At 64.2% G+C, this 25,660-nt stretch carries 17 protein-coding genes; 13 read left to right on the top strand and 4 right to left on the bottom strand.

The window, feature by feature from the left end; translation table 11 throughout:
• Positions 1–79: 79 nt before the first annotated feature.
• The 3 genes from P12x_RS19145 to P12x_RS19135 all read left to right on the top strand — a co-directional run bounded on the left by P12x_RS19145 (position 80) and on the right by P12x_RS19135 (position 2,524).
• Positions 80–409, top strand: coding sequence for a hypothetical protein (locus P12x_RS19145; protein ID WP_435006201.1), 330 nt, complete (start codon positions 80–82; stop codon positions 407–409).
• 85 nt (positions 410–494) lie between these two features.
• Complete coding sequence (locus tag P12x_RS19140; RefSeq protein WP_435006199.1) at positions 495–1,778, top strand: class I SAM-dependent rRNA methyltransferase; 1,284 nt, start codon at positions 495–497, stop codon at positions 1,776–1,778.
• Positions 1,779–1,846: 68 nt separating this feature from the next.
• Positions 1,847–2,524, top strand: a complete 678-nt coding sequence (locus P12x_RS19135; RefSeq protein ID WP_435006198.1) for a metal-dependent transcriptional regulator — start codon at positions 1,847–1,849, stop codon at positions 2,522–2,524.
• Between the two features lie 15 nt (positions 2,525–2,539).
• Here P12x_RS19135 and thiO read toward each other — a convergent pair whose 3' ends face one another.
• Positions 2,540–3,679, bottom strand: coding sequence for a glycine oxidase ThiO (gene thiO, locus P12x_RS19130; RefSeq protein ID WP_435006197.1), 1,140 nt, complete (start codon positions 3,677–3,679; stop codon positions 2,540–2,542).
• Positions 3,676–4,506 carry a hypothetical protein gene (locus P12x_RS19125; protein WP_435006195.1) on the bottom strand — a complete coding sequence of 277 codons (831 nt, stop codon included), beginning with the start codon at positions 4,504–4,506 and terminating at the stop codon, positions 3,676–3,678. The genes thiO and P12x_RS19125 overlap by 4 nt, the downstream gene beginning before the upstream one ends.
• Before the next feature lie 216 nt (positions 4,507–4,722).
• Here P12x_RS19125 and P12x_RS19120 point away from each other — a divergent pair, with 216 nt between their 5' ends.
• The 6 genes from P12x_RS19120 (at position 4,723) to P12x_RS19095 (ending at position 15,687) form a co-directional block, all read left to right on the top strand.
• Positions 4,723–5,550, top strand: a complete 828-nt coding sequence (locus tag P12x_RS19120) for a 3-keto-disaccharide hydrolase (RefSeq protein ID WP_435006193.1) — start codon at positions 4,723–4,725, stop codon at positions 5,548–5,550.
• 93 nt (positions 5,551–5,643) lie between these two features.
• Complete coding sequence (locus tag P12x_RS19115) at positions 5,644–7,245, top strand: HEAT repeat domain-containing protein (protein WP_435006191.1); 1,602 nt, start codon at positions 5,644–5,646, stop codon at positions 7,243–7,245.
• Positions 7,242–8,177 (top strand): hypothetical protein, encoded by a 936-nt coding sequence (locus P12x_RS19110; RefSeq protein ID WP_435006189.1) that lies wholly within the window; start codon positions 7,242–7,244, stop codon positions 8,175–8,177. The genes P12x_RS19115 and P12x_RS19110 overlap by 4 nt, the downstream gene beginning before the upstream one ends.
• A 96-nt stretch (positions 8,178–8,273) precedes the next feature.
• The gene (locus tag P12x_RS19105) at positions 8,274–11,819 is read left to right on the top strand and encodes a PQQ-binding-like beta-propeller repeat protein (protein WP_435006187.1); all 3,546 of its coding nucleotides are present in this window, start codon (positions 8,274–8,276) and stop codon (positions 11,817–11,819) included.
• Entirely contained in the window at positions 11,816–14,236 is a 2,421-nt protein-coding gene (locus P12x_RS19100) for an ABC transporter substrate-binding protein (RefSeq protein ID WP_435006185.1), read from the top strand. The genes P12x_RS19105 and P12x_RS19100 overlap by 4 nt, the downstream gene beginning before the upstream one ends.
• Positions 14,212–15,687, top strand: a complete 1,476-nt coding sequence (locus P12x_RS19095) for a hypothetical protein (protein ID WP_435006183.1) — start codon at positions 14,212–14,214, stop codon at positions 15,685–15,687. The genes P12x_RS19100 and P12x_RS19095 overlap by 25 nt, the downstream gene beginning before the upstream one ends.
• 13 nt (positions 15,688–15,700) lie before the next feature.
• Here P12x_RS19095 and P12x_RS19090 read toward each other — a convergent pair whose 3' ends face one another.
• A complete protein-coding gene (locus tag P12x_RS19090; protein WP_435006182.1) occupies positions 15,701–16,282 on the bottom strand; it encodes a GbsR/MarR family transcriptional regulator in 582 nt (193 codons plus the stop codon).
• A gap of 407 nt (positions 16,283–16,689) precedes the next feature.
• Between P12x_RS19090 and P12x_RS19085 the strand changes: the two genes are divergently transcribed.
• The 4 genes from P12x_RS19085 to P12x_RS19070 all read left to right on the top strand — a co-directional run bounded on the left by P12x_RS19085 (position 16,690) and on the right by P12x_RS19070 (position 23,037).
• A complete protein-coding gene (locus P12x_RS19085) occupies positions 16,690–19,047 on the top strand; it encodes a DUF1549 and DUF1553 domain-containing protein (protein ID WP_435006179.1) in 2,358 nt (785 codons plus the stop codon).
• 54 nt (positions 19,048–19,101) lie between these two features.
• Positions 19,102–20,445, top strand: a complete 1,344-nt coding sequence (locus P12x_RS19080) for a DUF1501 domain-containing protein (RefSeq protein ID WP_435006178.1) — start codon at positions 19,102–19,104, stop codon at positions 20,443–20,445.
• Positions 20,446–20,458: 13 nt separating this feature from the next.
• Positions 20,459–20,929, top strand: coding sequence for a hypothetical protein (locus P12x_RS19075; RefSeq protein ID WP_435006176.1), 471 nt, complete (start codon positions 20,459–20,461; stop codon positions 20,927–20,929).
• Positions 20,930–21,033: 104 nt separating this feature from the next.
• The gene (locus tag P12x_RS19070) at positions 21,034–23,037 is read left to right on the top strand and encodes a YjhG/YagF family D-xylonate dehydratase (protein ID WP_435006174.1); all 2,004 of its coding nucleotides are present in this window, start codon (positions 21,034–21,036) and stop codon (positions 23,035–23,037) included.
• Positions 23,038–23,483: 446 nt separating this feature from the next.
• On the opposite strand, the gene nadE is transcribed toward P12x_RS19070, so the two are convergent.
• Positions 23,484–25,577, bottom strand: coding sequence for an NAD(+) synthase (nadE, locus tag P12x_RS19065; RefSeq protein WP_435006172.1), 2,094 nt, complete (start codon positions 25,575–25,577; stop codon positions 23,484–23,486).
• Between the last annotated feature and the right edge of the window lie 83 nt (positions 25,578–25,660).

Genomic DNA, 25,660 nt, shown 5'->3' with positions numbered 1-25,660 from the left:
CGGGCGGACTTTCGATTATGATATCGACTGGTCGTCCGACACGATAGAAAACTTCTGAAGCGAGGCAGCACGACACGACATGGCCGCCATGAGCCCCGGTACCGCCCTCCGCAATCTCCAGCAGGCTCAGGCCGGCCTGAAGAAAGTCCGACAACTCCTCCGACTGGCCCGAGAATCCGGCGGCGAGGTCGATTCTGCTCGGATCCTCAAGGCGGGATGGGAAGGCCTGGCGAAAGCCCACCGGATGCTGGCCGAGATCCCCGTCGATGCCGCCACCGAACCGGTCATGACTCGACAACTCGCGGTCCAACGTTATGCGACGGCCCTGCTGGTCCGCCTCCGTCGGCTGGCCCGAAATGAGCCGGGGGCGTTGGATGGCGATGACGAGGCCGATGATGATGAGGCCTGAACCACCCCGGCCGCCTCGCTCATTTCGCCCGCCCGATCGACCGGGACCTCCCCCGCGTCCCGAGCCCGAGCCTCCCCTCGCGCCTATGGACGAAGTCCCCGATCGGTCGCTTGAAGCTCCACCATCGCTCCCGACGGTCGCCGTCCGATCGTCCGGTCTCCATCCGTTCGTCTACCGAAAGATGATCATCGGGCCGGTGGGCCCGGTCCGCCCTCGGGACGGCGACATGGTCCGGGTTGTCGATCGCGACGGGCTGCCCATCGGCTTCGGCCTCTGGAATGCCCGGTCGCAGATCAACCTCCGAATCTTGACGGGTGGGGTCGAGGCTCCCGGGCCGGCATTCTGGGAACACCGCCTCGATCAGGCGATCTCCCTTCGTCGCGATCTCCTGAAGCTCGAAGAGACCACCAATGCGTACCGGGTCGTACACGCCGAGGCGGACGGACTGAGCGGCCTGATTCTCGACCGATACGACGACGTCCTATCCGCCGAAGTTTTCAGCCTGGGCATCTATCAGCGGATCGGCCCGATCCTCGAACGAGCGGCCGAACGTTTGGGCACGAAACATTACCGGATCCAGGTCGACGAACGAATCGCCCTGGCCGAGGATTTCCCGGGGCGACCTTACGCCACGCCGAAAATCCCCCCACGGGTCACCATTCGGGAGAACGACGTCCGCTTCCGGGTCCAGTTTCAGGGGAGCCACAAGACCGGTTTCTTCTGCGACCAGCGCGAGAACCGCCTGGCGTTGACCCGGTTCACGCCGGGGCGGACCGTCCTGGATGCTTGCTGCTACACCGGCGGGTTTGGCCTCTACGCGATGATCCGGGGCTCGGCCTCCGAGGTCACTTGCATCGACCTGGACGAGAAGGCGATCGCCCTCGCCAAGGACAATGCCAACGCCAACCAGGTCCGGCCCAACTTCGTCCATGCCGATGCGTTCGGTTATATGAGGCAGATGGCGGCGAACGGCAAGACCTTCGGCGTCGTGGTCCTGGACCCTCCCAAGTTGATCCCGGGACGACTCGATATTTCTTCGGGAAAGCGGAAGTATTTCGATCTGAATGTCCTGGCACTCAATTGCGTCGAGCCCGGCGGAATCTTGCTGACCTGTTCCTGCTCGGGACTCCTGCCCATCGAGGAATTCGTTATCTTGCTCCGAGCCGCCGCCAGGAAAGCGGGCCGATCGGTCCAGTTGCTCGCCTTCACAGGCGCCGCGGCCGACCATCCGGTTGGCCTCGAAGCCCTGGAGGGAGCCTATCTCAAGGCCGTCTGGCTTCGGGTCGGTGATCGGATCGTCTCGCCCTCGATGGCCGACGATGAGAGTCTCGACGACGTCGAAGAGGAATCAGGCGAAGAGATCGATTGAGAATCGCGGGTTTCGTACCGGGGCGAGTCCGGGTCAGGATGATCGGTCGGAATCGCGGAGGGGTCATCGTGCCGAGCCTGACCGTCGAGAATTATTTGAAGGCGATTTATCTAATCGCCAGTCGGAGAAACGAGGGGGAGACAGTGGCGACGGGCGAGATTGCACAGTCGCTGGGCGTCTCCCCGGGGACGGTCACCGGAATGCTCAAGACGCTCTCCGAGGCCGACCTCGCCACCTACACTCCCTATGAAGGAGCCCGACTCTCCGCCTCAGGACGGCGCCTGGCCTTGAAGGTGCTCCGAAGGCACCGTCTCCTCGAATTGTTCCTGGCGCAGACCTTGAACATGACCTGGGACGAGGTTCATGAGGAAGCCGAGCACATGGAACACGCCGCGTCGGACCGCTTGATCGACCGGATTGACGCCTATCTCGGACAACCCGCGGTCGACCCCCACGGCGACCCTATTCCTCGTCCCGATGGTTCCTTGACCGAGCCCGACGGCACACCCCTGGCCCACCTCGGCCGCGGCCAGAAATTTCGGGTCATCCGGGTTGTCGACCAGGACCCGGCTTTCCTCCGCTACCTGACCGAGTGCGGACTCGACCTGGGGGCCGAGGGAGAACTCACCGAGAATCGTCCAGAGGCGGGAATCCTCGCTTTCCGCCTCAATGACCGATCTGCCGCGCTCGGTCACGAAGCCGCCGGTAAGATCCTCGTCAGCCGGAAGTCCGATGAAGGAATTTGAGCGAATTCGAGACGCTCAGGACCGAAACGTCGGGTCGACCAGGCCTCCCGGTTCGCGGTCGATTCGGTACGGGTTGAGGTCGACTCTCGGGACTCGACCGAGGACCAGGTCGGAAATGACTTCGGCGGTCGCCGGAGCGAGTTGCAATCCGGCCCGTTTGTGCCCGGCGGCCACGAAAAGGTTCTCGAAACCGGGTGCCAATCCCAGGTAGGGCTTGGAGTCGAAGCTCCCCGGCCGAAGGCCCGCCCATGAACGCTCCACCTCGGCCCCGACCAGGTTGGGACAGAGCCGATGGGCCTCGGCCAGTAAGTCTGAAAATCCTTCTGAGGTTGTTCTGGTGTCGAAACCGGCTTCCTCCTCGGTTGCTCCGATCAGAATTCGACCATCGTCTCGCGGGACCAGGTAGTTTTTGCCGTGCTCGATGATCCTGCGAATCCTGGGAAGGCCTGCACCGAGGAGGACGATCTGACCTTTGACCGGAGGAGTGGGAGCCTGGACTCCCAGGCCCGCCAGTAGTCCGCCGGACCAGGCCCCCGCGGCGACCACGACTCGATCGCAGGGTAACGTTCCCTCCTCGGTCCGGACCGCCATGACCCGAGCTCTCGAAGCCTCAAACCCCAGGATTGCGCGACCCGAATGAATCGCGACTCCGCTTGCCTTGAGCGAGGCTACGAGGGCCTTGATGTGCCTGGGATTGCGGATCTGTGCCCGGTCCGGTAGGAAGTAGGCGAGCCGAAGCTCCGGATTGAGCGCGGGCTCGATCCGGTCGAAGTCGCCCGGCGTGATCCGTTCGTAGACGATCCGTTCTGCTCGCCACCGACCGGCCGAGGTCTTCAACTCCTGCTCTTCGCCCTCGGTAAAAGCGACATCAACCCCGCCCGTCCTCCGATAGCCGTTGTCGATCCCGGTGGACTCTAGAAGTTCTTGCGACCACTCCGGATAGAGCACGGCACTCCAGGAGCGTAGCTCGATGGTGGGGTTGGTGGCCAGCCTCTCGATGTGCGGGGGAATCATGCCCGCTCCCGCCCATGAGGCCGCCCGGCCCGGCTCGCCCCGATCGAGGACGGTCGCCCGAATCCCTTCTCGGGCGAGAACATGGGCGATCGAAAGGCCGATGACGCCGCCGCCCACCACGATCACTTCGGCGGACTTCATCGACCGTCTCCCCTCGCTGCCTTCCAGGTCGATTCGGCAATCCGGTAAATCGAACGGTCTTCGCTGGCCAGCATCAGGTCGGACCCATCCCAACAGATCGCCTCGACATCACGCGCCTGGAACCGAACGGTCGAGAGGAGGATCCAGCCTCCATCGGAGCTCGCCTGATAAACCCAGGCCGCCGAGTCCGTCGAGACCGCCAACCGGCGACCATCGGCCGAGAGATCCGCTCCCGTGATCGGTTCCGAGGCTCCGTGCAATCGGGCCATTCGGATCGGGATAGCGGGACGAATCAGGGACCCCGGGGGGTTGAACGGGATCTCGAAGACCTCGGAGTCCAGCCCGTCGAGTCGCTTGGAAGTCACGAAAACCTTCCCCGACCGCACGAACAGCCCTTCGGCGTCGAATCGACGATCGGACTCGAATCCGTAGAACGAGACGGCTGTCGGCTTGATCGGCTCGCCGGAGGGCACGAATGGATCGGGCTCATCGAGCCGGTAAATCGCCCGGATTGGGAGTCGAACGTTATTATTGCCGATATCGCCGACGTAAAGGTGCCCCTCATCGTCCGTCGCAATATCTTCCCAATCCACGTTGGGGGCCGCGACCTTGTACGATCGGACGAGGCTACCGTCTCGACGGACGGCGAAGAGTGCCGGGGGATTTCCCGAGTCGTTGTGGACCCAGTAGATCCCGGGATGACAGCGACTTCGGACGATCCCCGAGGCTTCGAGGATCGCTGGGTCGTCGAGTCGCCCGATCCTCTCGAGGTTCGGACCCTCCGGCGAACCCGAAAGCATCACGAATGCCGCCACTAATCGAAACATACTTGATCCTTCCGGCCGGATGCCCCGACTGTTTTCATCGTAGCAGGACCACGGTCGGCCCGCCATTCCGACGCCCTCCGGCCATCCCTCGCTTCGGCTTGCGGAGGGATCGTCGGGACGTCAGACTGTGGTCGAATTCGGGACCGAATCAAGCCGACTCGAATCCAGTTCGGTTCGCCGCAAGTTAGATCGGAAAGCGTCCCTCAGGGTCCGCCGATGCAATTACTTCCCCGATTGACCACCCTCGCCCTGCTCTTGATGCTGATTCCAACCCCCTCAGGGGCGGGCGAGGTCCCGACCTTCGCACGCGACCCCGCACCGGTGAGGTCCGGGGCGCCTATTTTCCGGTTTAATGGGAAGGATCTCACGGGATTTTACACGTTCACCCGTTATCAAAAATATGACGACCGCCTGGGCGTCTTCCGCGTGGAGGATGGCATCGTGCGGGTCTCGGGCCGGGAATTCGGCGGATTCGCGACTCAGGAAAGCTTCTCAAACTATCATCTGATCGTCGAGTGGCGTTGGGCCGGGGGCACTTGCCCACCTCGCCGATGGCGGGCCAGGAACTCGGGGGTCATGGTTCACGGTTCAGGCCCCGATGGGGCGGCATTCGCATCTTGGATGGAATCGATCGAATGCCAGATCATCGAGGGGGGGACCGGCGACTTGATCGTCGTGCCCGCCAAGGGGAAAGCTTCACCGAGGTTAACCGCGGAAGTTCGTCGAGGATCCGACGGTCAGCCCTACTTTCAGAGGGGAAATCCGCCCGTTGAGCATGGGGCCGGGCGGATCAACTGGTGGGGCCGCGACGCGTCCTGGAAGGATGTCCTCTGGTTCCGCGGCGAGGCGGATCTCGAACGGCCCGTCGGCGAATGGAACCGGATGGAAGTGGTCTGCGACGGCGACTCGATCACGGTCCTCCTGAACGGCACGCTCGTCAACGCCGCGACCCGATCGAGCCTGACCTCGGGGAAGATCCTGTTCCAGTCCGAAGGGGCGGCGATCGACTTTCGGACCATCGAAGTCCGACCCCTGCTGAAGTGATCGGCGCGATGGCTCGCCTTCGGACAAAAACTCGCGTAAGATAGTGGATGATGGTACTGAGAAAGCCCACTTCGCGGAGCATTTCCCATCGTTATGGTCCGATCCTTCGTGACCCTCGGTATCTTCTTCACGGGCCTTGCCGCGTCCTCGATCGCGGTCGGGCAGTCCGACCCGGTCGTCGCGCGCGGCGTGCAATTTCTCAAAGGGTCGGGTGGCTCCGGTGGCGTCGGAGAGACTGCTCTGGCGGCTTTGGCGTTGGTCAAGGCCGAGGTCTCCCCTTCCGATCCCTCGGTGACCCGGGCTCTGGACGCCGTGATGAAACGCTTCGAGGCGTCTGCCTACCAGCCGGAGAAGGGGAGCGGTGGCGAGATTTACGAGGCCGGAGTTACGATCCTGTTCCTGGCAAGCCTGGACGCTGCGAGCTACCGGAACCAGATCGAAGGTGTGGCTCGATTCCTGGCAGGAAGCCAGAACCCGAACGGGTCGTGGGACTATCGGGATCGATCGGCCGGGGACACTTCGATTTCTCAATACGCGATCCTCGGGCTCTGGGAAGCCGAGAACGTCGGGGTCCCGATCTCCCCGTCGATCTGGGACCGGGCCGCTCAATGGTTCATGTCGGTCCAGGCCGGCGGCGGGAGTTGGTGCTATCACCGGGATCAAAACAGCCCCGAGACTATCGCGATGACGGCCGCCGGCGTGGGCAGTCTCCTGATTTGCGACCGTCAACTTGCCCCCTACCGGACCGCGATCAAGGTTTCTAATCCGTTGCTGGTCCCGGTCTTCCCCGAGAACGAGCGGCGGAAGTACCAGCCCCAGGCGAGTTCCCAGCGGATCGCCCAGTCGGTCCGTGCCGGGATCGGATGGCTGGCGGCGAACTTCGCCACTTCCAACACCCAGGCGATGGGGCAATCTCCCTACTACGCTCTCTACGGGATTGAGAGAATCGGTGCCCTGGCCGATCAAGCCACGTTCGGCCGTCATGACTGGTTCACCGAAGGGCGGCAGTATCTCGCCTCATCCCAGAAGGCCAGTGGCGGATTTTCCGCCCAGTATGGCGACGGTCCGAATACCTCGTGGGCGGTCTTATTCCTATCCAAGGCGACCGCGAAGACGATTCGAAAGATCCAGGTCCGGAGGCTTGGCGCGGGGACACTGATCGGTGGTCGTGGATTGCCGAAGGACCTGAGCCAGATCTCGGTTGCGGGAGGGCGTGTCGTCGCCCGACCGATGGACGGGGCCGTGGAAGGAATGCTATCGGTCCTGGAAGACCCCCGGGTCGAGGACGCCTCCTCCGCCTTGGCGGGACTGGTCGCCCGATATCGAACCGAGGGATCCTCCGCCCTCAAACCGTTCGAGGACCGCTTCCGGAAACTCCTGACCGACCCCGACCAGGGAGTCCGGAGAGTGGCCGCGTGGTCGCTGGCGAGGACCGGTGACCTGGCGATGGCCCCCCCCTTGATCGAAGCCCTTCGCGATCCCGATGAGGGGGTCGTCGCCGAGGCTCAGTCGGGCCTCCAGCTTCTAGCGAGGAAGTTGGAAGGTTTCGGACCTGCGCCCCCGGCGACTCCCGAACAGAAAGAGGCGGCGATCGAGAGATGGAAGGCCTGGTACGAGTCGACAAAGCCCCTGTCCCCTCCCGCTGAAGATCGGAGCATTTCGGATCCAACCTCGACCGGCAGGAGGGCGAGGTGAGCCAACCCACTCGCAAGCCAGAATCGGCGATCGAGGCCAAGATCTATGGAGAATCGCTCTACGATCGCGTGACCTCTCTCCTCTTGGCGGTGATCCTAGGCGCGGCGCTGGTCTTCGGATGGCTCTCGGTGATCGCGGCAACCACGTTGGCCTATCAATCCCGGATGACCCGGCCAATCGAGGTGATCGAGGTCAGTGGGGGAGGCGGGGGTACGCCCGACGGCGAACTCGGCAGCAAGGAGTCGATCGAAGTCCCCGGTGGCGAAGTCGCCGACATGGCATCGAACAACGAGGAAGAGGCCAGCGATTTCGAGGAACCCAGCGTCGAGGTTCGCCCGGCTGCCATGCTCGACACCGTCGCCGAGGCGGGTCAGGATCTCGCCGAAGTCGATGTCTCTTCCGTCATGCCTCGCGGGTCGCGGGTGGCTACCGGCAAACGACGCTCGAAAATCGGTACGGGCGGGCCAGGTTATGGTTTCGGCCCCGGAGACGGCGGTGTCCGTCGCGAGGATCGCTGGAGCATCCAATACAAAACCGGGCAGACCGCCGACGAATATGCTCGGCAGCTCGACGCCTTCGGAGTCGAACTGGCGATCGTCTCGGGCAATCAGCTCATCTACGCGTCGAACTTTTCGGAGGCCCAGCCCACGATTCGTCGGGGGAGCGGGGCCGATGACAAACGACTCTTCTTCGTCTGGAGAGGGCAGGGAAGGAAGGCGTCTGACCTCTCGCTGCTTGCCAAGGCGGGACTGGACGTGGGCGAGGGCGTCATCTTCCAGTTCTATCCCGCCAAGGTGGAGTCCATCTTGGAGCAACTCGAGGTTCGCTACAAGGGCCGGCAGCCCGCCGAGATCCGGAGCACACGATTCGGCGTTATCCAGTCCGGGGCTTCCTACGCCTTCGAGGTCCTCGCTCAGGAACCCCTGCGCTGAACAATCCATCCATCGGAGACGGCTTCCCGGCTCGCCACTGGCATCTATATCGCTCCGTTTCCTCTCAACGACTCCAGGAGTAGCCCCCCTCGAATCATGGCCACCCTCGAAGTCCACGACGCCGGTCGTCGGGTCCGCCGAATCCGGATCTCGCACGACAACCCGGTGATGTTCGGGTCCGACCCGATGTGCGAGGTAGTCCTGGATGGACCGGGAGTCCAGCCGTTCCACGGTCGGATTCGTTGGAGTTCTCGCCGTTTCAAGGTCGACATCTCGCCCGATGCCCCCTGGATCGAGGTCAACGGAACCCTGGTGAAATCCAAGGGGCTCCATCAGGGGGACGAGATCCGCATTGGACACTGCCGGATCTTCCTGTTGAGCCTTGAAGACGGACCCGATCACGGCGAGAAAACGGTGGTTCGACCGCCAACTTCCGGTCGAGCATCGGGGACCGATCGCCCCAGGCCAGCGACCGGCTTCCGCGACATGGAGATGGCCCCCCCCTCGATCGAGCAATCGGCAACGTCGAGCACTCCCGGAATTGTCCCGGACGCCCCGACCGTCCGTAAGCGAACTCGACCCCGAGAGAAGGTTCGCGGGACGACCTCTGCCCTGGATGAAATGCTCGAGGAGTTCCAACGGCCGGAGCCCGAGAGATCGGCCGAGATACTCCGTGAGCGAGAGCCGGTGAGTCGGTTCCGGAAGTTCCTCCCTTCGCTTCAGAATGCCCCCGGCGACGACCGGGTCTTCACTTCACCGATGGTGCTCGGCCTGGGAGTGGCTTTCCTTGTCCTGGTTCTCTTCAGCGTGGTCCTTTACCGGGGAATCGCTCGGGCCACCGCTCATCGGCTCTATACCGTGGCCGTCGATGACATGGATCGAGGCGACTTTATCAATGCCATCCATGACTTCGATCGCTTCATCGCGGCGAACCCCGATGATCCACGCTCGACCAAGGCGAAGGTCCTCCGGGCCCTGGCCAGGGTCCGGCAGCATACCGGGAAGGTCGGTGCCTCGTGGGGAACCGCCCTGGACGAGGCTCGCGGGATGGTCGAGGAGGTCGGCCAGACCTCCGAGTATCGCGACTCCAACATGGAACTGGCCGAGGATCTCCGGAAGACTGCCGAAGGGCTGGCCGAACGAGCGGCCAACCTGGCCGACCCCGAGACCATGGCCCAGGCCCAGGCGGCGGTCGAACTCCACGCTCGGGTCGCCGGGCAGGCTTCGGACTCCCTGATCGCCCGTTCGAAGATCGGAGAGAAGCTCGGCAAGGCACGCTTCGCCATCCTCAAGAGCCAGACGCGGACCTCGACCCTCGCCGCGATGGATCGAGCCCTGGAGTCCAGTCGACCGGCTGATGCATACGCCGCGCGTGATGTTCTGGTCCGTCGATACCACGACCTGAGTACGGATCGAGAGGTGGTCGCCCGCCTGGTCCGCGCGAACGACCAGATCCGGCAGGCCGTGTCCTTCGACCCATCGGGCAGGCCCGGAGAGACGGAGCCTCACCGCGACCCGCTCCGACCGCCGATCAGCCTGGCACTCCGACTCGACCCGGGGCAGAAGCCTTCCGAACCGCTGGGCCAAGTCGCTTATGCGATCACGGACGGGTTGGCCGTGGGCCTGGACGTGGCCACCGGTGCACCTCTCTGGCAGGTCCCCGTCGGCGTCTCCAGTTCGTTCCCCCCTCTCAGCATCGCGGGCGACGCTCCCTCGGTGTTGATTGCGGACGCTCGCCACGAGGAGTTGCTCCGGCTCGATGGTCGGACAGGTGCGCTGATCTGGAGGCAGGAGACCGGCGGCGCGATCGTCGACCCACCCCTCCTCCTGGGGAATCAAGTCCTCCAGCCCATGCCGGACGGGCGGCTTCTCCAGATCGACCTCGCCTCGGGAGACCTGAGGGGGACGCTCAAACTGGGCCGGAGATTGACGCGAACCCCGGTCGCAGACGATTCCGGCGAGCATCTTTATCAACTCGCCGAGGAGGACTGCCTGTTCGTGCTGACCCTCGGGCCTCTGGCTTGCGTCGGCGTGGAATATCTCGGACATGAGGCGGGATCGATCCCATGCCCTCCGGCCCGGGTGGCACGATACCTGGTCCTTCCCGAGAATCACCTCCCCGATGCCGGACGATTGCGGGTCTTCGTCATCGACGAGGATGGGACCCGATTTCGACAGGCCCAGGAGATCCCGGTCGGAGGCTGGACCCGTTCGACGCCGGCGTCGGCCGGATCGGTGATCTGGTCAAGCAGTGATCGCGGCGAGTTGGCCGCATTCGCGATCGGACTTTACGACGCCAAGACTCCTTTCACCATGATCGCCCAGATCCCCTCCGGAACGGAGAGGGAGGGGCTTTCCTACGGACGGGCGCGTTCGGACCGCGATTTCCTACTAGCTTCGTCTCGATCCGGGCGTTTTGAGCTCGATCTCCAGCGAGGAAGGCTGGCCAGCAAGTGGACCCTGGGCGTGGCCGGCCCGACCCTGGCGCCTCCTCAGATCTTCGATCGACGGCTCGTGCTGACTCAGCGAAATGAAGGAGGGCCGGGAACCGCTTTCTGGGGTGTCGATCTCGGTTCAGGAGCTGTGCTCTGGCGGACGATCCTGGGAGCCAACTGGCCGCTCCCGCCGACCGAGTCGACGACCGGGGACGCCCTGACCAGCCTGAGCTCACAGGGGGAGGCTTACTCCATCGACAGTGGGCAGCTTCACGCCGGAGGTTTCATCGAGCAGGAAATACCCAAGGCTGGACGCTCCCGACTCCCATCAGGACCGGCCCAGCATCTGAAGCTAGATCAGTTGACCGTGATCGTGCCGGCGCCCGGGACCTCCTCGATCCAGGTCCGGGACGATTCAGAAGGCGAATTCCACGCTGTGCTATTGCCGGCTCCGCTCGGAGCGTCGATCGCGGCAATCGGCGGCCAACTTTTGGTCCCTGGCCAGGATGGCCGCGTCTATCTGATCGATCCCAGGACCGGGACATCCGCGGCCGACCCTTACATTCCTCCCTTCGATCGCTCTCGCCCGACCCACTGGCGAAGCCCCGTGCTCCTCGACGGAGGAGCGGTGGCCCTGGCCGACTCGGATTTCTCGATCCGACGCCTCACGATCGATCGGACGACGCGACCTCGCCTGGTCGCAACCTCCGATGTCCGCCTGGAAAGCCCGATGGTCGCCGAACTCGCTTCCACCGGCAGTTCGGTCCTGGTCGCAACCGCCGACGGTCGGGTCCGATCCCTGGCCTCTCGCGACCTGAGCCCTCAGGGAAGCTGGCCGCTAGGAGCCACCCGGCTCCTCGGTCCGATCGTCGTGGCGGATCACGGCTTCGTGGTCGACTCCGATGGTGAAGTGATGGCCTTCGGGCCCGACGGACGACGGCTCTGGACCGCCCGACTCGATGCGTTCCGGCCCATCGGGGCGCCCGCGATCCGCGATGGCTTGGCCTGGTTCCTCGGCCTCGATGGGTCCCTCCATCGGCTTTCGATGGTTGATGGCTCGTCGATATCGGCCATCCCGCTGAATGCCCTCCCCGACGGCGGACCGCTCACCGCCGGCCCCGAGCTGGTCATACCGACCGGGCCCGGGACTCTCCGACTCCTGGACCGGGCGGAATCGGGCGTATCAACGGAAAGGACCACCCCATGAACCGACCCCTCACCCTCGGTCTCATGATCGGCATCCTGTTGGCGATCGACCCTTTCCCGCTCGCAGAGTTCGCGATCCAGGCTCAGGACGTTCGCCCCGCGACAGGAAAGGACAAGGATCTACTCAGGTCGGCCCCGTTCGATCGGATCACCCTGATCGACGACTCGACTTACGAGATCGAGCCGCTCTCGCCACGCCCGCTCCCCGAACCGAAGAAGCAAACCCTGGCCGAGAAGGTGGAAGCAGCTCGAAGGGCGGAGGAACGTCGAGGGCGGAAGAACGACCCGTTCTCCCGGCAGGAAAACCCCGAGGAAGATCCCCCTCTCGTCATCCACCTCCTCGAAGGCGAACCGGCCGATTTCCAGGTCAAGCGTCCATCCATCAAGAAGATCGAGTACTTCGATGACCTCCTGCTCGAAGAGGTCGACCGACTGATAAAAGAAGGGGACTACACGCGAGCCTTCGAAAGACTCTTGATCGTGAAGGGGAGAGATCCCGGCTGGCGAGGGCTCGAAGATCGCGTCAACCGCCTGCTTTTCGAGGAAGGAACCGCCGCCCTGGCCACCGAGAATGCTCGTGGGCTCCGACTTCTCAACGATCTCAACGCCCGGAAGCCGGATTATCCGGGATTGGCCGATAGCCTCGGCTCGTCCTACTCGAAACGGATCGCTCGGGCGATCGAGTTGGAGGATTTCCTCGGCGGACGTCGCCTCCTCCGCGAACTGGAGAAGAATGCCCCAGGTCACTCATCCGTCGATTCGTCGAGAGAGCGTTTCGTAAGCCTGGCGAAAGCCAGGTTCGACGCCGGGATGAAAGTTTCGGGTCCCGAACGAATCGACCGACTGGCCGATGCCGTCCGGATCTGGCCTGGCCTCCCTGGCCTGGAATCCGCCTATCGGGAAGCGTTCCGTTCCGATCCGACGATAACAGTGGCCGTGCTGGATCTACCGGAGCAGGTCGGTCCATTCCCTCGATCGGCCTCGGCCGATCGGATCGCCCGACTCCTCTACCTCCCTGGTCTAGCCTCCGACGACGATCGGGCGATGCGAGGCGAGGTACCCGGCCAACTCCTGGCCGGGGTCGAACTCGCCGAACTGGGCCGATCGCTCCGGCTGAAAGTCCGACCAGGCCAACCCTGGTCGGACGGCTCTCGGCCCGCATCCGCGATCGACCTGGCCCGCTCGCTCGCCGATCGGGCACTCCCCGATTCCCCCGGCTACAATGCCCGGTGGGCGGAGTTGCTCGACCGGGTCGAAGTATCGGGGGAAGACCGAGTAGATGTCCGATTGACGAGGCAAAGTCTCAAGCCCGAGACCTGGCTCCTCGTACCCATCGGCCCTGCCCACGCCTCGGCCGATGGCTGGGTCTCGATTGCGGATCAGGGAAGAATGCCGGTCGGGAACGGCCCCTTTCGCTGGGTGCCCGACGATCGAGGGATCCTCCTCCAGACTTCCTCCGATCCGGGATCGTCGAATATCCCGAGAGTCCGGAGGATTCGCGAGGTCCGATTCAACGATCCTCGGCAGGGACTCGAAGCCCTGAAGCGTGGGGATGTCGATCTCCTGGAACAGGTCCCGCCCGATCGAGCTAACGAACTCTCCCGAGATTCCTCCTTTCATCTGGGACGTTACTCGATACCGAGTGTTCACAGGATCGCCCTCGATGGCCGAACGGAGGCCCTGCGGAATCGAAAACTTCGTCGAGCCCTATCGCTCGCGATCGATCGACGACTCCTCCTGGAAGAAGTACTGCTCCGGCGACCCCCGGACGACCTGAACCGAGTCGCCGACGGCCCATTCGTCCACGCCAGCTTCGTCGATGCGCCGGACGTTCCCCCGCTCGACTACAATCCGATCCTGGCCAAGGGGCTCGTTGCAGCCGCGAAGAAGGAGCTGGGGGGTAACCCGATTAAGCTCACCCTGGAGTATCCCGCGACGGCCGAGGCTCGCGCAGCCTGTCCCAAGATCGCAGAGGCCTTTCGCTTGATCGACGTGGAGATCGAGTTGGTCGAACGTGCCGAATCGGATCTAGAATCCAGCCTCCGGTCGGGTCGAAGCTTCGACCTGGCCTATCGGGCGTCGCGGCCTTCTCTCCCGCTTCATGATATCGGTCCGATGCTCATCCCCGGCTACGATGCCCCGTCCGCTTCCGACGCGCTTGGTTCGGCCGCCAGTTCGCGGATCTTGCAACTCCTGATCGAGCTCGAACGAGCCCCCGAGACCACCTCGGCCCGGGGCCTGGCACTCCAGATCGACCGCGAGTGTCGAGACGAATTGCCCGTCCTCCCGCTCTGGCAGCTCGAAGACCATTTCGCCTGGCGTTCCAATCTCCGGGGGCCGCTGGAAGCATCCGAGCGACTCTATCAAGGGCTCGCCGAATGGGAGGTCGAACCGTGGTTCGCCGACGACTCCAAGTGATCCCTCTCCTCCTCTGCGCGGGCGTCTCGGTCGTCTCGGCTCGCGAAGCGGCTCCCGAAACATCCGACCGAAAACCCTACCAGATCCGGGCATTGATCTCGTTCGAGCCCGGCACGCGGATTGATGCCTCGTTGCGTGCCGAAGTCGTGCAGGACTGGCTCGGACTCACACGCCGGTTCGTCGGCGAACCTTGGTCGATCGGAGTGATCGAAGGGAAATCCCCGCTGGCTGGCCTGGACATCAGCGATCTGAAGGCGGACGCCCTGAAGCCACTGGTCGGCCCGGCCGATAAGGTCTGGGTGATCCGTTCTCAGGCGTCCGGATCGGGCCTGATACTGGAGGGTCGGGAACTCGACGTGCAAACTGGATTCCTGGGCGAGGTCCATCGGCAGGAAGTCACGCACCGAGTCGACCTTGCACGCGGCCTACTTCAGCTTGCTCTGGCGATCTTCGCCCCCTCGGCCGAGGTGGGTGAATCGAGAGGGGGTGGGGTCTCCTTCCTGATCCGAGGAGGCTCGCTTCCGGCCGCTTCACCGATGGGCGAGGTTGCCCCGGTCGGGACCGTCTTCCGTGCGATCCGAATCTTCCTCAAGCCCGACGGCTCGGCGCAGGAGCTTCGCGAAATCCCCTATTCCTACTTCCGCGTCCGCTCGCTGGAAGGCCCGACGGCCCGTTGCGAGATCATCAGCGGGGTGGGCGATCCCCTCACCAATCGATATGCCCGAAAGAACAGGATTGTCGCCCTCGGGATCAAGCCCGCCAAGGCCCCCACGCGACTCCGATTCCTCCTCCGAGGGGATCGCCAGCCGGCTGGCGGATACCGGCTGATCGTCCGGACCATCCCGCCAGGCACCCAGCCCATCGAGGCGGGAACCACCGACCGGGAGGGGCGAATCGTCCTTCCCGCCGGACTGGCCGACGGCCTGGTGAGCCTACGACTCGTCGCCGGCAATAACGAACCGATGCTCGATGTTCCGATCATGCCCGGGGAAAGCCCCCAGGAACGCACCCTGATCTTCGAACCGAAGCCCCAGACCCTGACGCTCGAAGCCAGGCTCGAGGCGCTCCGGGATGCCATCATCGACGTCGTCGCGGTCCGAGCCCGGCTCGAACTCCGGATGAAGGCTCGGCTCGATGGCGAGGACTGGGACGGCCTCGATGAGACCATCGCCGCCTTCCGGAAGCTGACGCCCCGTGACCGGTTCCAGGCCCGCCTGGACGAGATCCGCGCGGACGGTGAACGTCAGGAAGCCCAGCTCAAGAAAACCGTCCTGACCCGGAACGCGCGAGCCCAGCTCGAAGAGACCAAGAACCTGATCGATCGATACCTCGACGACGAAATCTTCCGATCCTACGAGGACGTGGCGTCCAGGGCTCGTGCCGAGATGGCTCAAGCCAAGGCGGCCAAGGGCAAGCCTCCCGTCAAGGCCGCAACCCCTCCCCCGAAGTAATCGACCGGCGAATTCAATCTCCGCCGGAGGGTCGCGAACCGGACAGCTCGGGCTCCTCGACCGAGTGGGCTCGCTGGCCAAAGAGTCGCGCGAGGGTGGCCCCTCCCCGGAAGAGTGCCTGGAGGGCCGAGGGATGGAGACGCTCGATCTGGCTGTACCAGGCGGTCAGCATCCGGCAGAAGTCCAGCATCTTGTCGATCTGTTCGCGAGTGTGCTCGTCGGTCGGTCCGCCCGATTTGGCCTCGGAGACGCAGGTTTCGAGTAGAGCGATCGTCGGGTCCATCTCGCGACGCTTTCGCTCGGCCATGATAACCCGGAAGGTATCCATGACGTCCTTCAGGGCCTCGAACCGGTCCCGGCGGTCGCCAATGATGTGGACTCGGCGGATCACTCCCCACGTGATGAGCTCGCGGAGGCTGGTCGAAACATTCGACCGACTGACATCCAGTAGCCGGCTGATCTCCTCGGCATCCAGGGCCTCGGGCGAGACGAATAGCAAAGCGTGGACCTGGGCCATCGTCCGATTGATCCCCCAGGCCTGCCCCATCTCGCCCCAATGAAGGACGAATTTCTGAGCCGCGGGCGTCAGTAACATCTGTCTCCCCGCTAATTCCTGTCTTTACAGTCTTCACTGAAATTATAACCCGGAGGATCCTGAGGTCAAATGTTAAGAACGCGTTGACGAATGCTCTCCAACCCTCGAAAAAATCTCGGCGAATGGACGGAGCCGGGGCTTGCGGGCAATCGCTTAACGATTTAGGATTGGAGTTGCCGATGACGATTGTCGAGGACTCGACGGGTCCGGCTCAATCTTGGAAGGGGTAGCCCACGATGCGCCATGCAAGCCTGGCGACCTCGATGATCTGCATCTCGGTCGCGGCCATCGGTTGCGGCGGAGGTGACCAAACCCTCCCCAAGGTTCCGGCAGCCCCTCGACCAGCGACCCCGATTGAAAAGGTTGCGTCGAAGCCGGCCCCTCCGACAGTTCCCCCGATCCGACTCATGCCCGCCGATTCGAAGATGTTGGCGGGGGACCCAGGCGTCCAGATGATCGCGGATCAGCCCCGCGAGCATGGGGGAAGTCGTGACCTGACGTCGAGCGTGAGCTGGAAGGTGGAGCCGCTGGGTGTGGTCGAGATCGACTCCGGAGGATACCTCCGCCCGATCGGGCCGGGGAAAGCTCGAATCGTTGCGACTTCGGGATCTTCCACCGCAGAGGCGACGGTCGAGGTGGGGGATGCCCCCAGATCCTGGTCGTTCGCGCAGGACATCACGCCGATCCTGACCCGATCGGGGTGCAATACGGGGGGATGCCACGGGCGGGCCGATGGACAGAACGGGTTCCATCTCTCCTTTTTCGGATACGACCCCGAGGGGGATTACCGGAGCTTGACGCGCGACGTTGGAGAGCGTCGGCTCTCGACGATCCGTCCCGAGTCGAGCCTATTCCTCGCGAAGGCCACGGGCCGGATCCCACACGCGGGGGGCCCGAGAATTCGAGTGGGCTCGGAAGAATACCGGACGCTCATGGCCTGGATGAAGGCTGGTGTCCCCGACGCGACGCCGAAGAATCACGGGAAGCTCGACCGAATCACCGTCGAGCCCGGCGATGTTCGCCTCGAGGAGCCAGGTCCCCAGCAACTTCGAGTCGTGGCCCATTACTCGGATGGCCATGATCGGGACGTGACCCGGCTGGCAAACTACAAGGTGAACGACGACTCGGTGATCGACGTCGATGACAAGGGCCTGGCGAAACTCCTTCGCCGAGGCGAAGCCGATCTCGTGGTTCGATACGGATCCGAGGTCGTCTCGGCCCGGATGGCGACACTCATCAATCCCGATCTCAAGTATGACTTCGCCGGCCGGACCCGGCGGAATTTCATCGACGACGAGTTGTTCAAGAGGCTGGAGTCGCTCCAGGTCCCGCCCAGCCCCCCTTCGAGCGACGCCACGTTTCTCCGCCGAGTCACGCTGGATCTGACCGGCGAACAGCCCTCGCCCGACCAGGTCCGCGAATTTCTCAAGGACACATCCCCCGAGAAGCGAATCAAGCTGGTCGACAACTTGATCGCCAGCCGAGACTTCAGCCGGTTCTGGCAAATCAAACTCGGCGACCTCCTGGAGATCACCACGGCCCGGCCCGAGCTGGGAAACGCCGCCTACAGTTATCAGACCTGGGTCTCCCAGAAGCTCCTGGAGAACGCCCCCTGGGATGCGATGGTCCGAGAACTCCTGACGACCCTCGGTGATCCGGCCGATCGAGAGACCAGCGGAGCGGTGGCCTATGCCCTGGAAGGGCTCGACCCCAAGGTCTCGGCCGAGAAGACCGCTCAGCGATTCCTCGGCCTCCGGATTCGTTGTGCCCAGTGCCACGATCACCCGTTCGACGTCTGGACCCAGGACGATTATTTCGGCCTGGCCGCCACCTTCGCCAAGGTTCAGCGTTCCGGCGGCGATGGCCCCGGCATGATGAATCGGTCCGTCGTCAAGATCGAGCCCAAGGGGCAAGTGGAACACCTCCGGACTCACAAACCCGCCGTGGCACGGCTCCTGACCGGCGAGCCGATCAAGGTGGCCGAGACGGAAGATCCCCGGGTCAAACTCGCCGAGTGGATGACCTCGCCCGAGAACCCGTATTTCGCCCGGGCGATGGCCAACTGGGTCTGGGCCCAGTTCTTCGGGAAGGGGATCGCCGACCCGCCCGACGACCTCTCGCGATCGAACCCGCCCGTTCATCCTGAGCTCCTGGATTCTCTGGCCAGCCACTTCGTCAAGCAGAAGTTCGACCTTCGCGACCTGATCCGAACCGTCGCGATCTCGGAGGCTTATGCGATGGCCTCGACAACCTTGCCGGGAAATCAGGAAGATCATCGCCTCTTCTCGCACCAGACGCCCCGTCCCTTGACCGCCCACCAGATGGCCGATGCTCTCGCCCTGGCCACCGAGGTGACCAACCGATTCCAGAACAAGCCGAACGGGACCCGGGCCATCGAGATCACCGACCCCTCGACCCGGAGCGATATCCTGGACACCTTCGGACGGTGCAACCGGATCAATGGCTGTGCCTCGGTGGCAAATCCCGCCCTGAGCCTCCGGCAGTCGCTCCTGCTGATCGGCGGCGATGTGATCGAAGGGAAGGTCACCAATCCCCGAGGCTACCTGGCGAACCTCCTCGAATTGTCGCCCGCGCCCGACGAGATCGTCGAGAATCTTTACCTCCGGGCCCTCTGCCGACCCCCGACCTCTGAGGAGACCACCCACTGGTCGGCCGAGCTGTCACAATCGTCCTCGATGAAAGAGGCCGCCGAGGATCTCTTCTGGGCCCTGCTCAATTCGCGTGAGTTCGCGTTCAATCATTGAAGTAGAGCGCTTCGCTCCAAGAACACCCCAACCCCTCGCGTTCCGGAGTTAGCCATGTCCAGGACACAACGCGATCGTACCGCAGCCTGCCAGGGACCGAGCCGTCGATCGTTGTTGAGGGCCGGGATGCTGACCGCCTTCGGGCTGGGTCTCGATGACCTCTTCCGCCTCCAGGCGTACTCCTCTGGCTCGGGCGGGATGAAGCCGACGAAGGTCAAGCACTGCATCCTGATCTGGCTGGCCGGCGGGGCCTCCCACATCGACACGTTCGACCCCAAGCCGGAGGCCTCCTCCGACGTGAAGGGGGAATTCAAGCCGATCGACACGGCCGTCCCGGGGCTCCAGATCAGCGAAGTCTTCCCCAAACTCGCGAAGGTGATGGATCGCGTCACGCTGATTCGCAGCATCACCTCGCCCGAGGCGGATCACGATCGAGCGGCCCACCATCTCCTCACCGGTTATCGGCCGAGCCCGGCGCTGGTCTATCCCAGCTTCGGGAGCGTGGTCTCGAAGGCCCTGGAATCGAGCCGTGGGGCCATGCCTCCTTACGTCGCGATGCCGGACGCCCCGATCTTCGCGTCCAGCGGCTACCTGACCCCAGCCTACGATCCGTTCGATGCCGGGGGCGACCCCAACGCCGAAGGGTTCCGGGTCCGCGACCTCACCCCGCCCGACCAGTTGACGCTCGACCGGCTCAACCGTCGGAGGGGCATGGTCAAGACGCTCGACGGTTTCACCCAGGACGTGGCGAAAACCACCCTGGTTTCTAGCCGCGACCAGTTCGCCGACCGGGCCTACGACCTGCTGACCTCGTCCAAGGCCCAGGCCGCGTTCAAGGTCAGCGACGAGTCTCCCGAGGTCCGCGAGGCCTACGGCCGGAACCCATTCGGTCAGTCCTGCCTCCTCGCCCGTCGGCTGGTCCAGGCGGGCGTCTCGTTCGTGACGATCAACAACCGAGGTCCGGCCCAACTCCAGTGGGACACCCACCAGGGGAATTTCCCGGCGATCAAGGATACCCTGGCGCCTCCCCTCGACATCGGGCTCTCCACCCTGCTCGACGACCTGAAGCGGCTGGGATTGCTCGAAGAAACCCTGGTGGTCTCGATCAGCGAATTCGGCCGGACCCCGAAGATCAATGGCAATGGCGGACGCGACCACCACGGTCGGGCCAACTGTGCCTTGCTGGCCGGGGCGGGTATCCCCCAGGGAGCGGTCATCGGCAAGACCGACGCCAAGGGCGACTCTCCGATCGACCGACCGGTCACCCCGGCAGACCTGGCCGCCACTGTTTACACCGCGCTCGGGATCGATCCCAACTATCAGTTCGAGACCCCCGACGGACGACCGATCCGCCTGGTTGATGGCGGCAAGGCCCTGCTGGAACTCATCCGTTCCTGATGGGAGGACGCAGGTGCCCAGGGGTGAGATCGACCTGAAAAGTTACATGGGGCTCGCGATCATCGTCGCCATCAACCTGGCGGTCTTTCGCAATTTGCCGGGGTTGCTGACGATTCCCGCGATCGCCATTTTCGTGATCTTGTTCGATTTCGCCCTGGCTCGCCTCCTCATCTGGCGTCGGCCGCTCAGCGTGCGGGACGGCGCCTTCGTTGCGACGGCGTACGTCGTCAACATCGTGGCCTCCCCCTTTGGGAATGATCCGCTTCTCCTCCGCGGGCTCTTCGATCGACTTCCCGTCGGCTGGACAGGAAAGCCGACCCTCCGGTTCGTTAACTCAATCGGCTTCATCTACCTGGATCGCGCCGTCTTGTGCGGCTTGATCCTGGCTTTCGCCTGGAATTGCAGGGGACCGATCGAGAAGGTCTGGCGTCGACGATTCCCTCGCGGATCCAGTACTGATCCGTTGCCAACCCGGGAAACATAGCAAAGACAACCGGTGCGGCTCCCGTTGCGGACTGGTGGCTTTCGTGGTCTGATCAAATGACGATCTTCCCGGATTTCGGGACCACGCCCACCGAGACCTCCTCCATGCCCAGCGTCCGACCCGGCCCAATCCCTCTCTTCGATCCGTCGACCGACCCCTCGCTGTTCGAGGTACAGACCAAGGCCGAAGGTCCAGTTGGGTCGCTCCCGTTGACCGACGCGATGCTCCGCGACTGGCCCTCGGGCGACCTGTTCGGGTTGACCCAGAATGCCGGGATGGGCTGGAAGCCTTCGGAGGTCGACCGAGATCCGTTCCTGATCCTGAGCACCCAGGGAGGTCTCCGGGACGAGGACGGCTCGCCGATCGCGCTCGGATATCACACGGGACACTGGGAGGTCGGGCTCCTGGTCCGCGAGGCCGCCGAAGAACTGACCGGGCTGGGAGTGGCCCCGTTCGCGGGCATGGTTTCCGACCCCTGCGACGGCCGGACGCAGGGCACGACCGGGATGATGGACAGTCTCCCCTACCGGAACGACGCGGCGATCGTCTTCCGTCGCCTGATCCGGTCGCTCCCGCGCCGGAAAGGGGTGCTGGGCGTGGCCACCTGCGACAAGGGCCTCCCGGCGATGCTCCTGGCCCTGGCGGGGTCGAAGCATCTGCCGGGGATACTTGTCCCGGGCGGTGTAACACTCCCCCCGAGGGTAGGTGAGGATGCGGGCAAGGTCCAGTCGATCGGGGCCCGCTACTCGCACGGGGAACTCGACCTCAAGGAGGCCGCCGAGCTGGGATGCCGGGCCTGCGCCTCGGCGGGAGGGGGCTGCCAGTTCCTCGGCACTGCGGCGACTTCCCAGGTGGTGGCCGAGGCTCTCGGGCTGAGCGTGCCGCACTCGGCCCTCGCTCCTTCGGGCCAGGCTATCTGGAAGGATGTCGCGCGTCGATCGGCCCGGGCACTTGTAGAGCTTTCCATTCGAGGTCTGACCACGGCCGAGATCCTGACCGATGCCTCGATCCGCAACGCCATGACGGTCCACGCCGCCTTCGGTGGCTCGACCAACCTGCTGCTCCACGTCCCGGCGATCGCCTTCGCCGCCGGACTGGAACGCCCGACCGTCGAGGATTGGGCCGAGATCAACCGGAAGACCCCCCGACTGGTGGACGTCCTGCCCAATGGCCCGAGTTACCACCCGACCATCCGCGCGTTTCTGGCGGGGGGAGTTCCCGAGGTGATGCTCCACCTCCGCGACCTCGGCCTGCTCGAACTCGGTGTCCTGACCGTGACCGGTCGGACCCTCGGCGAGGTCCTCGACGAGTGGGCCGGGAGCGACCGAAGGACGCTCCTCCGGCAGCGGCTCAAGGATCAGGACGGAGTCGAGCCCGACGACGTGATCATGCCGCCGGACCTGGCAAAGTCACGAGGTTTGACCAGTACCGTCACGTTTCCCCGGGGAAACCTCGCTCCGGAAGGCTCGGTCATCAAGAGCACCGCAATCGACCCAACTGTTGTCGATCCCGACGGGGTCTATCGGAAGACCGGCCCGGCACGAGTTTTCACTCGCGAGACCGACGCGATCGCAGCCATCAAAGGGCAAGGGACGCACCCTCTCAAAGCTGGAGATGTACTCGTCCTGATGGGCCGAGGTCCGCTCGGGACCGGGATGGAGGAGATCTACCAGATCACCGCCGCCCTCAAGCACCTCTCGTTCGGCAAGGAGATCGCCGTGGTGACCGACGCCCGCTTCTCCGGAGTTTCCACCGGAGCCTGCATCGGTCATGTCGGGCCGGAAGCCCTGGCCGGGGGACCGCTAGCCAAGGTCCGCGACGGCGACACCATCCGAATCATCGTCGACCGGATCAACCTTGAAGGGAGCGTGGATCTGGTCGGGGCCGAGGGCAAACCGATCACTCCCGAGCAAGCCGCCCTGCTTCTCATCGAGCGGGAGCCCGATCCCGGTCTCTCGCCCGATCCCGACCTTCCCGACGATACCCGACTCTGGGCCGCGCTCCAGGCCGTTGGCGGAGGGACCTGGGGCGGTTGCGTTTATGACGTGGATGCGATCGTCGGGGCCTTACAGTCCGGAAAAAAAGCTAAGATTGCCGGGGCGGGCTGACCTCGCCTCAAGTCTTATAGGAGCTCACCGATGAAAACTCTCCCAGGATTTTTCACGCGCGCGATCGGCCTGGCAAGCGTCCTATTCTGGTCCATCGGGGCGTCCGGTACGGCATTGGGGCAAACGGTTTACTACCAGTCTCGTCCGTCCGTTTATCAAGCACCCCAACCCCGTTACCTCGCCAGACCTGCTGTGGTTCAACGGCGGTATGCGACAAGTTCGGTTCTTCCCTATAACCGCAGCCCGTATACCGACGATTGGAGCACGTCGAGGCACCTCCCCTATCCCAAGCCCTGGATGCTCCCGACCCTCGATCCGGCCCATCGAGGAAGACGGTCGCGATGAACTGCGGAGCTAAAACCCGGGGACCTTTGAGATGAGGCGAGGGATTCTCGCCCGAATCGTCATCAAGGTCGGGACCGTGCTGGTCGCACCTGGCGGGGTGGTCAGTGTCCGGCGTCGGGCTCGGACCCGATCGACGCTTCTCCCGCCAGGACCTGTTGGACAAATCGTTCCATCTCGGCCAGTTCCTCGGTGAAGGGGGCCTGGACGGGGGGGAATCGGAAGCCGGTCTTGGGGTCGAGGTCGAAGGCGGTCACCCGGAAGCTGATCGCGAATCGTTCGCGCTTCCACTGGGCGAAGCAGAGGAGCCGGACGAACTTCTTCACGTCCTGGGCAAACCGGGCGAGGTCGCCGCCGTAGTGCTGCTTCATCGCGGGCCAGTAGCGGACCAGGATTTCCAGGGGGTCGAGCGCGAGCTGCACGAAGGCGTACATCAGTTGGTCGAGGACCGGGAAGGGCATCAGGTCGGCCTCGTCGGTCTGCTCCTGGCCGGGGGGCCGAAGCTCGGCGCTGGCTTCCATTGCCTTGATCTTCTGGAGCGACTGGAGGCCGTGGAAATCGCTCGCCCAGTCGAGATAGAGCTTGATCAGGCTCTTGGGGACGTCGGCGATCGGGGCCAGGCCGCCGCTGGAGTCGCCATCCATCGTGGTGTAACCCACGGCCGCCTCGCTCTTGTTGCTGGTGACGAGCAAGAGGGCGTTGTGGAGGTTGGCGATCGTCCAAATCAGCATCCCCCGGACCCGGGCCTGGATGTTCTGGAGCGGAATGTCATGTTCGGGGCGCGACCAGCTCAGGGGGTCGCCGGTCATCGAATCGACGACCTGATGCGCGGCGGTCAGGGCGGGTTGGATCTGGCCGTCGATGAAGCGGGCCCCCAATTCCTCGGCCACGGCTCGCGCGGCCGTTCGGGTCTTCTCGCCCGAGTTCTCGGTGGCCAGGTAGGCGCAGAGAAACTTTTCGTGGACCACTCGCGCCAGTTCGTCGGGTTTCAGGTCAGGATGCTCGTAGCGGTGCATCCGCTGGATCAGGAGGGCGACCATCGCGCTGTCTCGACCCCCGGAGAGGGCCAGGCAACAGCTCTTGATCCCGGTCTTCAACGTGTAGTCGCGGAGGGCCAGGGCCAGGGCCAGTTCCAGTTCCAGGTGGTTTAGGTCGCGTTCGCCGATCTTCCGACCGCCCAGGACCGAATTCTCCAGATAACGGAGGGACGGGTCGGGGTGACACGGCTCGGGCGGGATCCAGTAGGGGGGGGGTGGCGGGGCAATCCGCCGGGTCGAGTAATCACCCGGGAGTCGGATGACGCGGGGAGCCTCTCCGTAGGCCCCCCACGAGGCTCTCGAATTCTGGTCGCGCCAGGAACCTTCCTCCATCCGAGCGTGGCGGATCTCGCGAAGATCCACCACTTGATGGATCAACTCGTGGTCGCGATCGAACACGAACCGACGACCCTCGACCTCAATCCGCCCGTCGACGGCGAGGAAGAGGCTGCCATCGAAGATCAGCCGCGTCGCGTCGCAACCCATGAGCGACGTGTAGAGGTAGACGCAGTGGTCTTCCTGGCTGATTTGCGAGACGAGTCTCCGACGATTCCGATGCTTTCCGATCGAGAACCAGGAGGCCGACGGATTCAGCAGGATCTCCGCACCCGCGAGGGCGTAGGTCGATCCGGGCCGGAGCCCCTTCCATGCGTCCTCGCAGATCTCGAAGGCCACTGTCCCTAGCCCGGGAAGGTGGAACATTTGAGTTCCGAGCGGCGCGACCGTGCCGTCCGGGCCCCGATAGTCGACCACCCGCCCGTGCGGCCAGGGCAAGAAGTAGCGGTTCTCGTACTGGACGTCGCCGGTCGCGAGGTTCTCTTTCGCGACCAGCCCGACGAACTTCCCGTCGGCCAGCAGGGCCATCGCGTTGTAAAGGACGCCCTCGAACTGGACGGGCAGGCCGACCGCGACGGCCATCCCCTCGGTGGCCTCGGCCAGTCGAAGGGTCAGGTCCCAGGATCGTTCGATCGTCCCCACACGGAGGAGGCGATCGCCCAGGCTATAGCCCGGCACGCACATCTCGGGGAGGAGCAAGAGCCGCGCCCCGGCGTCGCGAGCTTCCCCGATCACTGCCCTGATCCGTCGGTCGTTGCCCGACCAATCGCCGACGGTTTGATTGAGCGAAGCTGCGGCCAGGTGGGCCTGGTGACTCTCCGACATGCTCGATGACCTTCCCGTGATCCGAATCACGCTCCCGCCGCCCCGATCGACGGCGGGGATGAACTCGCGACCCTCGGGCGATG

Source organism: Tundrisphaera lichenicola, assembly GCF_051175385.1.
Taxonomy (GTDB): domain Bacteria; phylum Planctomycetota; class Planctomycetia; order Isosphaerales; family Isosphaeraceae; genus Tundrisphaera; species Tundrisphaera lichenicola.
This window is presented reverse-complemented; position numbering and strand designations above follow the sequence as displayed.

Excerpts from the sequence above, each read along its gene's own strand:
- P12x_RS19145 (WP_435006201.1), top strand. The coding sequence starts at position 80 with ATGGCCGCCATGAGCCCCGGTACCGCCCTCCGCAATCTCCAGCAGGCT.
- P12x_RS19140 (WP_435006199.1), top strand. The coding sequence starts at position 495 with ATGGACGAAGTCCCCGATCGGTCGCTTGAAGCTCCACCATCGCTCCCG.
- thiO (WP_435006197.1), bottom strand. The coding sequence starts at position 3,679 with ATGAAGTCCGCCGAAGTGATCGTGGTGGGCGGCGGCGTCATCGGCCTT.
- P12x_RS19125 (WP_435006195.1), bottom strand. The coding sequence starts at position 4,506 with ATGTTTCGATTAGTGGCGGCATTCGTGATGCTTTCGGGTTCGCCGGAG.
- P12x_RS19120 (WP_435006193.1), top strand. The coding sequence starts at position 4,723 with ATGCAATTACTTCCCCGATTGACCACCCTCGCCCTGCTCTTGATGCTG.
- P12x_RS19115 (WP_435006191.1), top strand. The coding sequence starts at position 5,644 with ATGGTCCGATCCTTCGTGACCCTCGGTATCTTCTTCACGGGCCTTGCC.
- P12x_RS19105 (WP_435006187.1), top strand. The coding sequence starts at position 8,274 with ATGGCCACCCTCGAAGTCCACGACGCCGGTCGTCGGGTCCGCCGAATC.
- P12x_RS19100 (WP_435006185.1), top strand. The coding sequence starts at position 11,816 with ATGAACCGACCCCTCACCCTCGGTCTCATGATCGGCATCCTGTTGGCG.
- P12x_RS19090 (WP_435006182.1), bottom strand. The coding sequence starts at position 16,282 with ATGTTACTGACGCCCGCGGCTCAGAAATTCGTCCTTCATTGGGGCGAG.
- P12x_RS19085 (WP_435006179.1), top strand. The coding sequence starts at position 16,690 with ATGCCCGCCGATTCGAAGATGTTGGCGGGGGACCCAGGCGTCCAGATG.
- P12x_RS19080 (WP_435006178.1), top strand. The coding sequence starts at position 19,102 with ATGTCCAGGACACAACGCGATCGTACCGCAGCCTGCCAGGGACCGAGC.
- P12x_RS19070 (WP_435006174.1), top strand. The coding sequence starts at position 21,034 with ATGCCCAGCGTCCGACCCGGCCCAATCCCTCTCTTCGATCCGTCGACC.
- nadE (WP_435006172.1), bottom strand. The coding sequence starts at position 25,577 with ATGTCGGAGAGTCACCAGGCCCACCTGGCCGCAGCTTCGCTCAATCAA.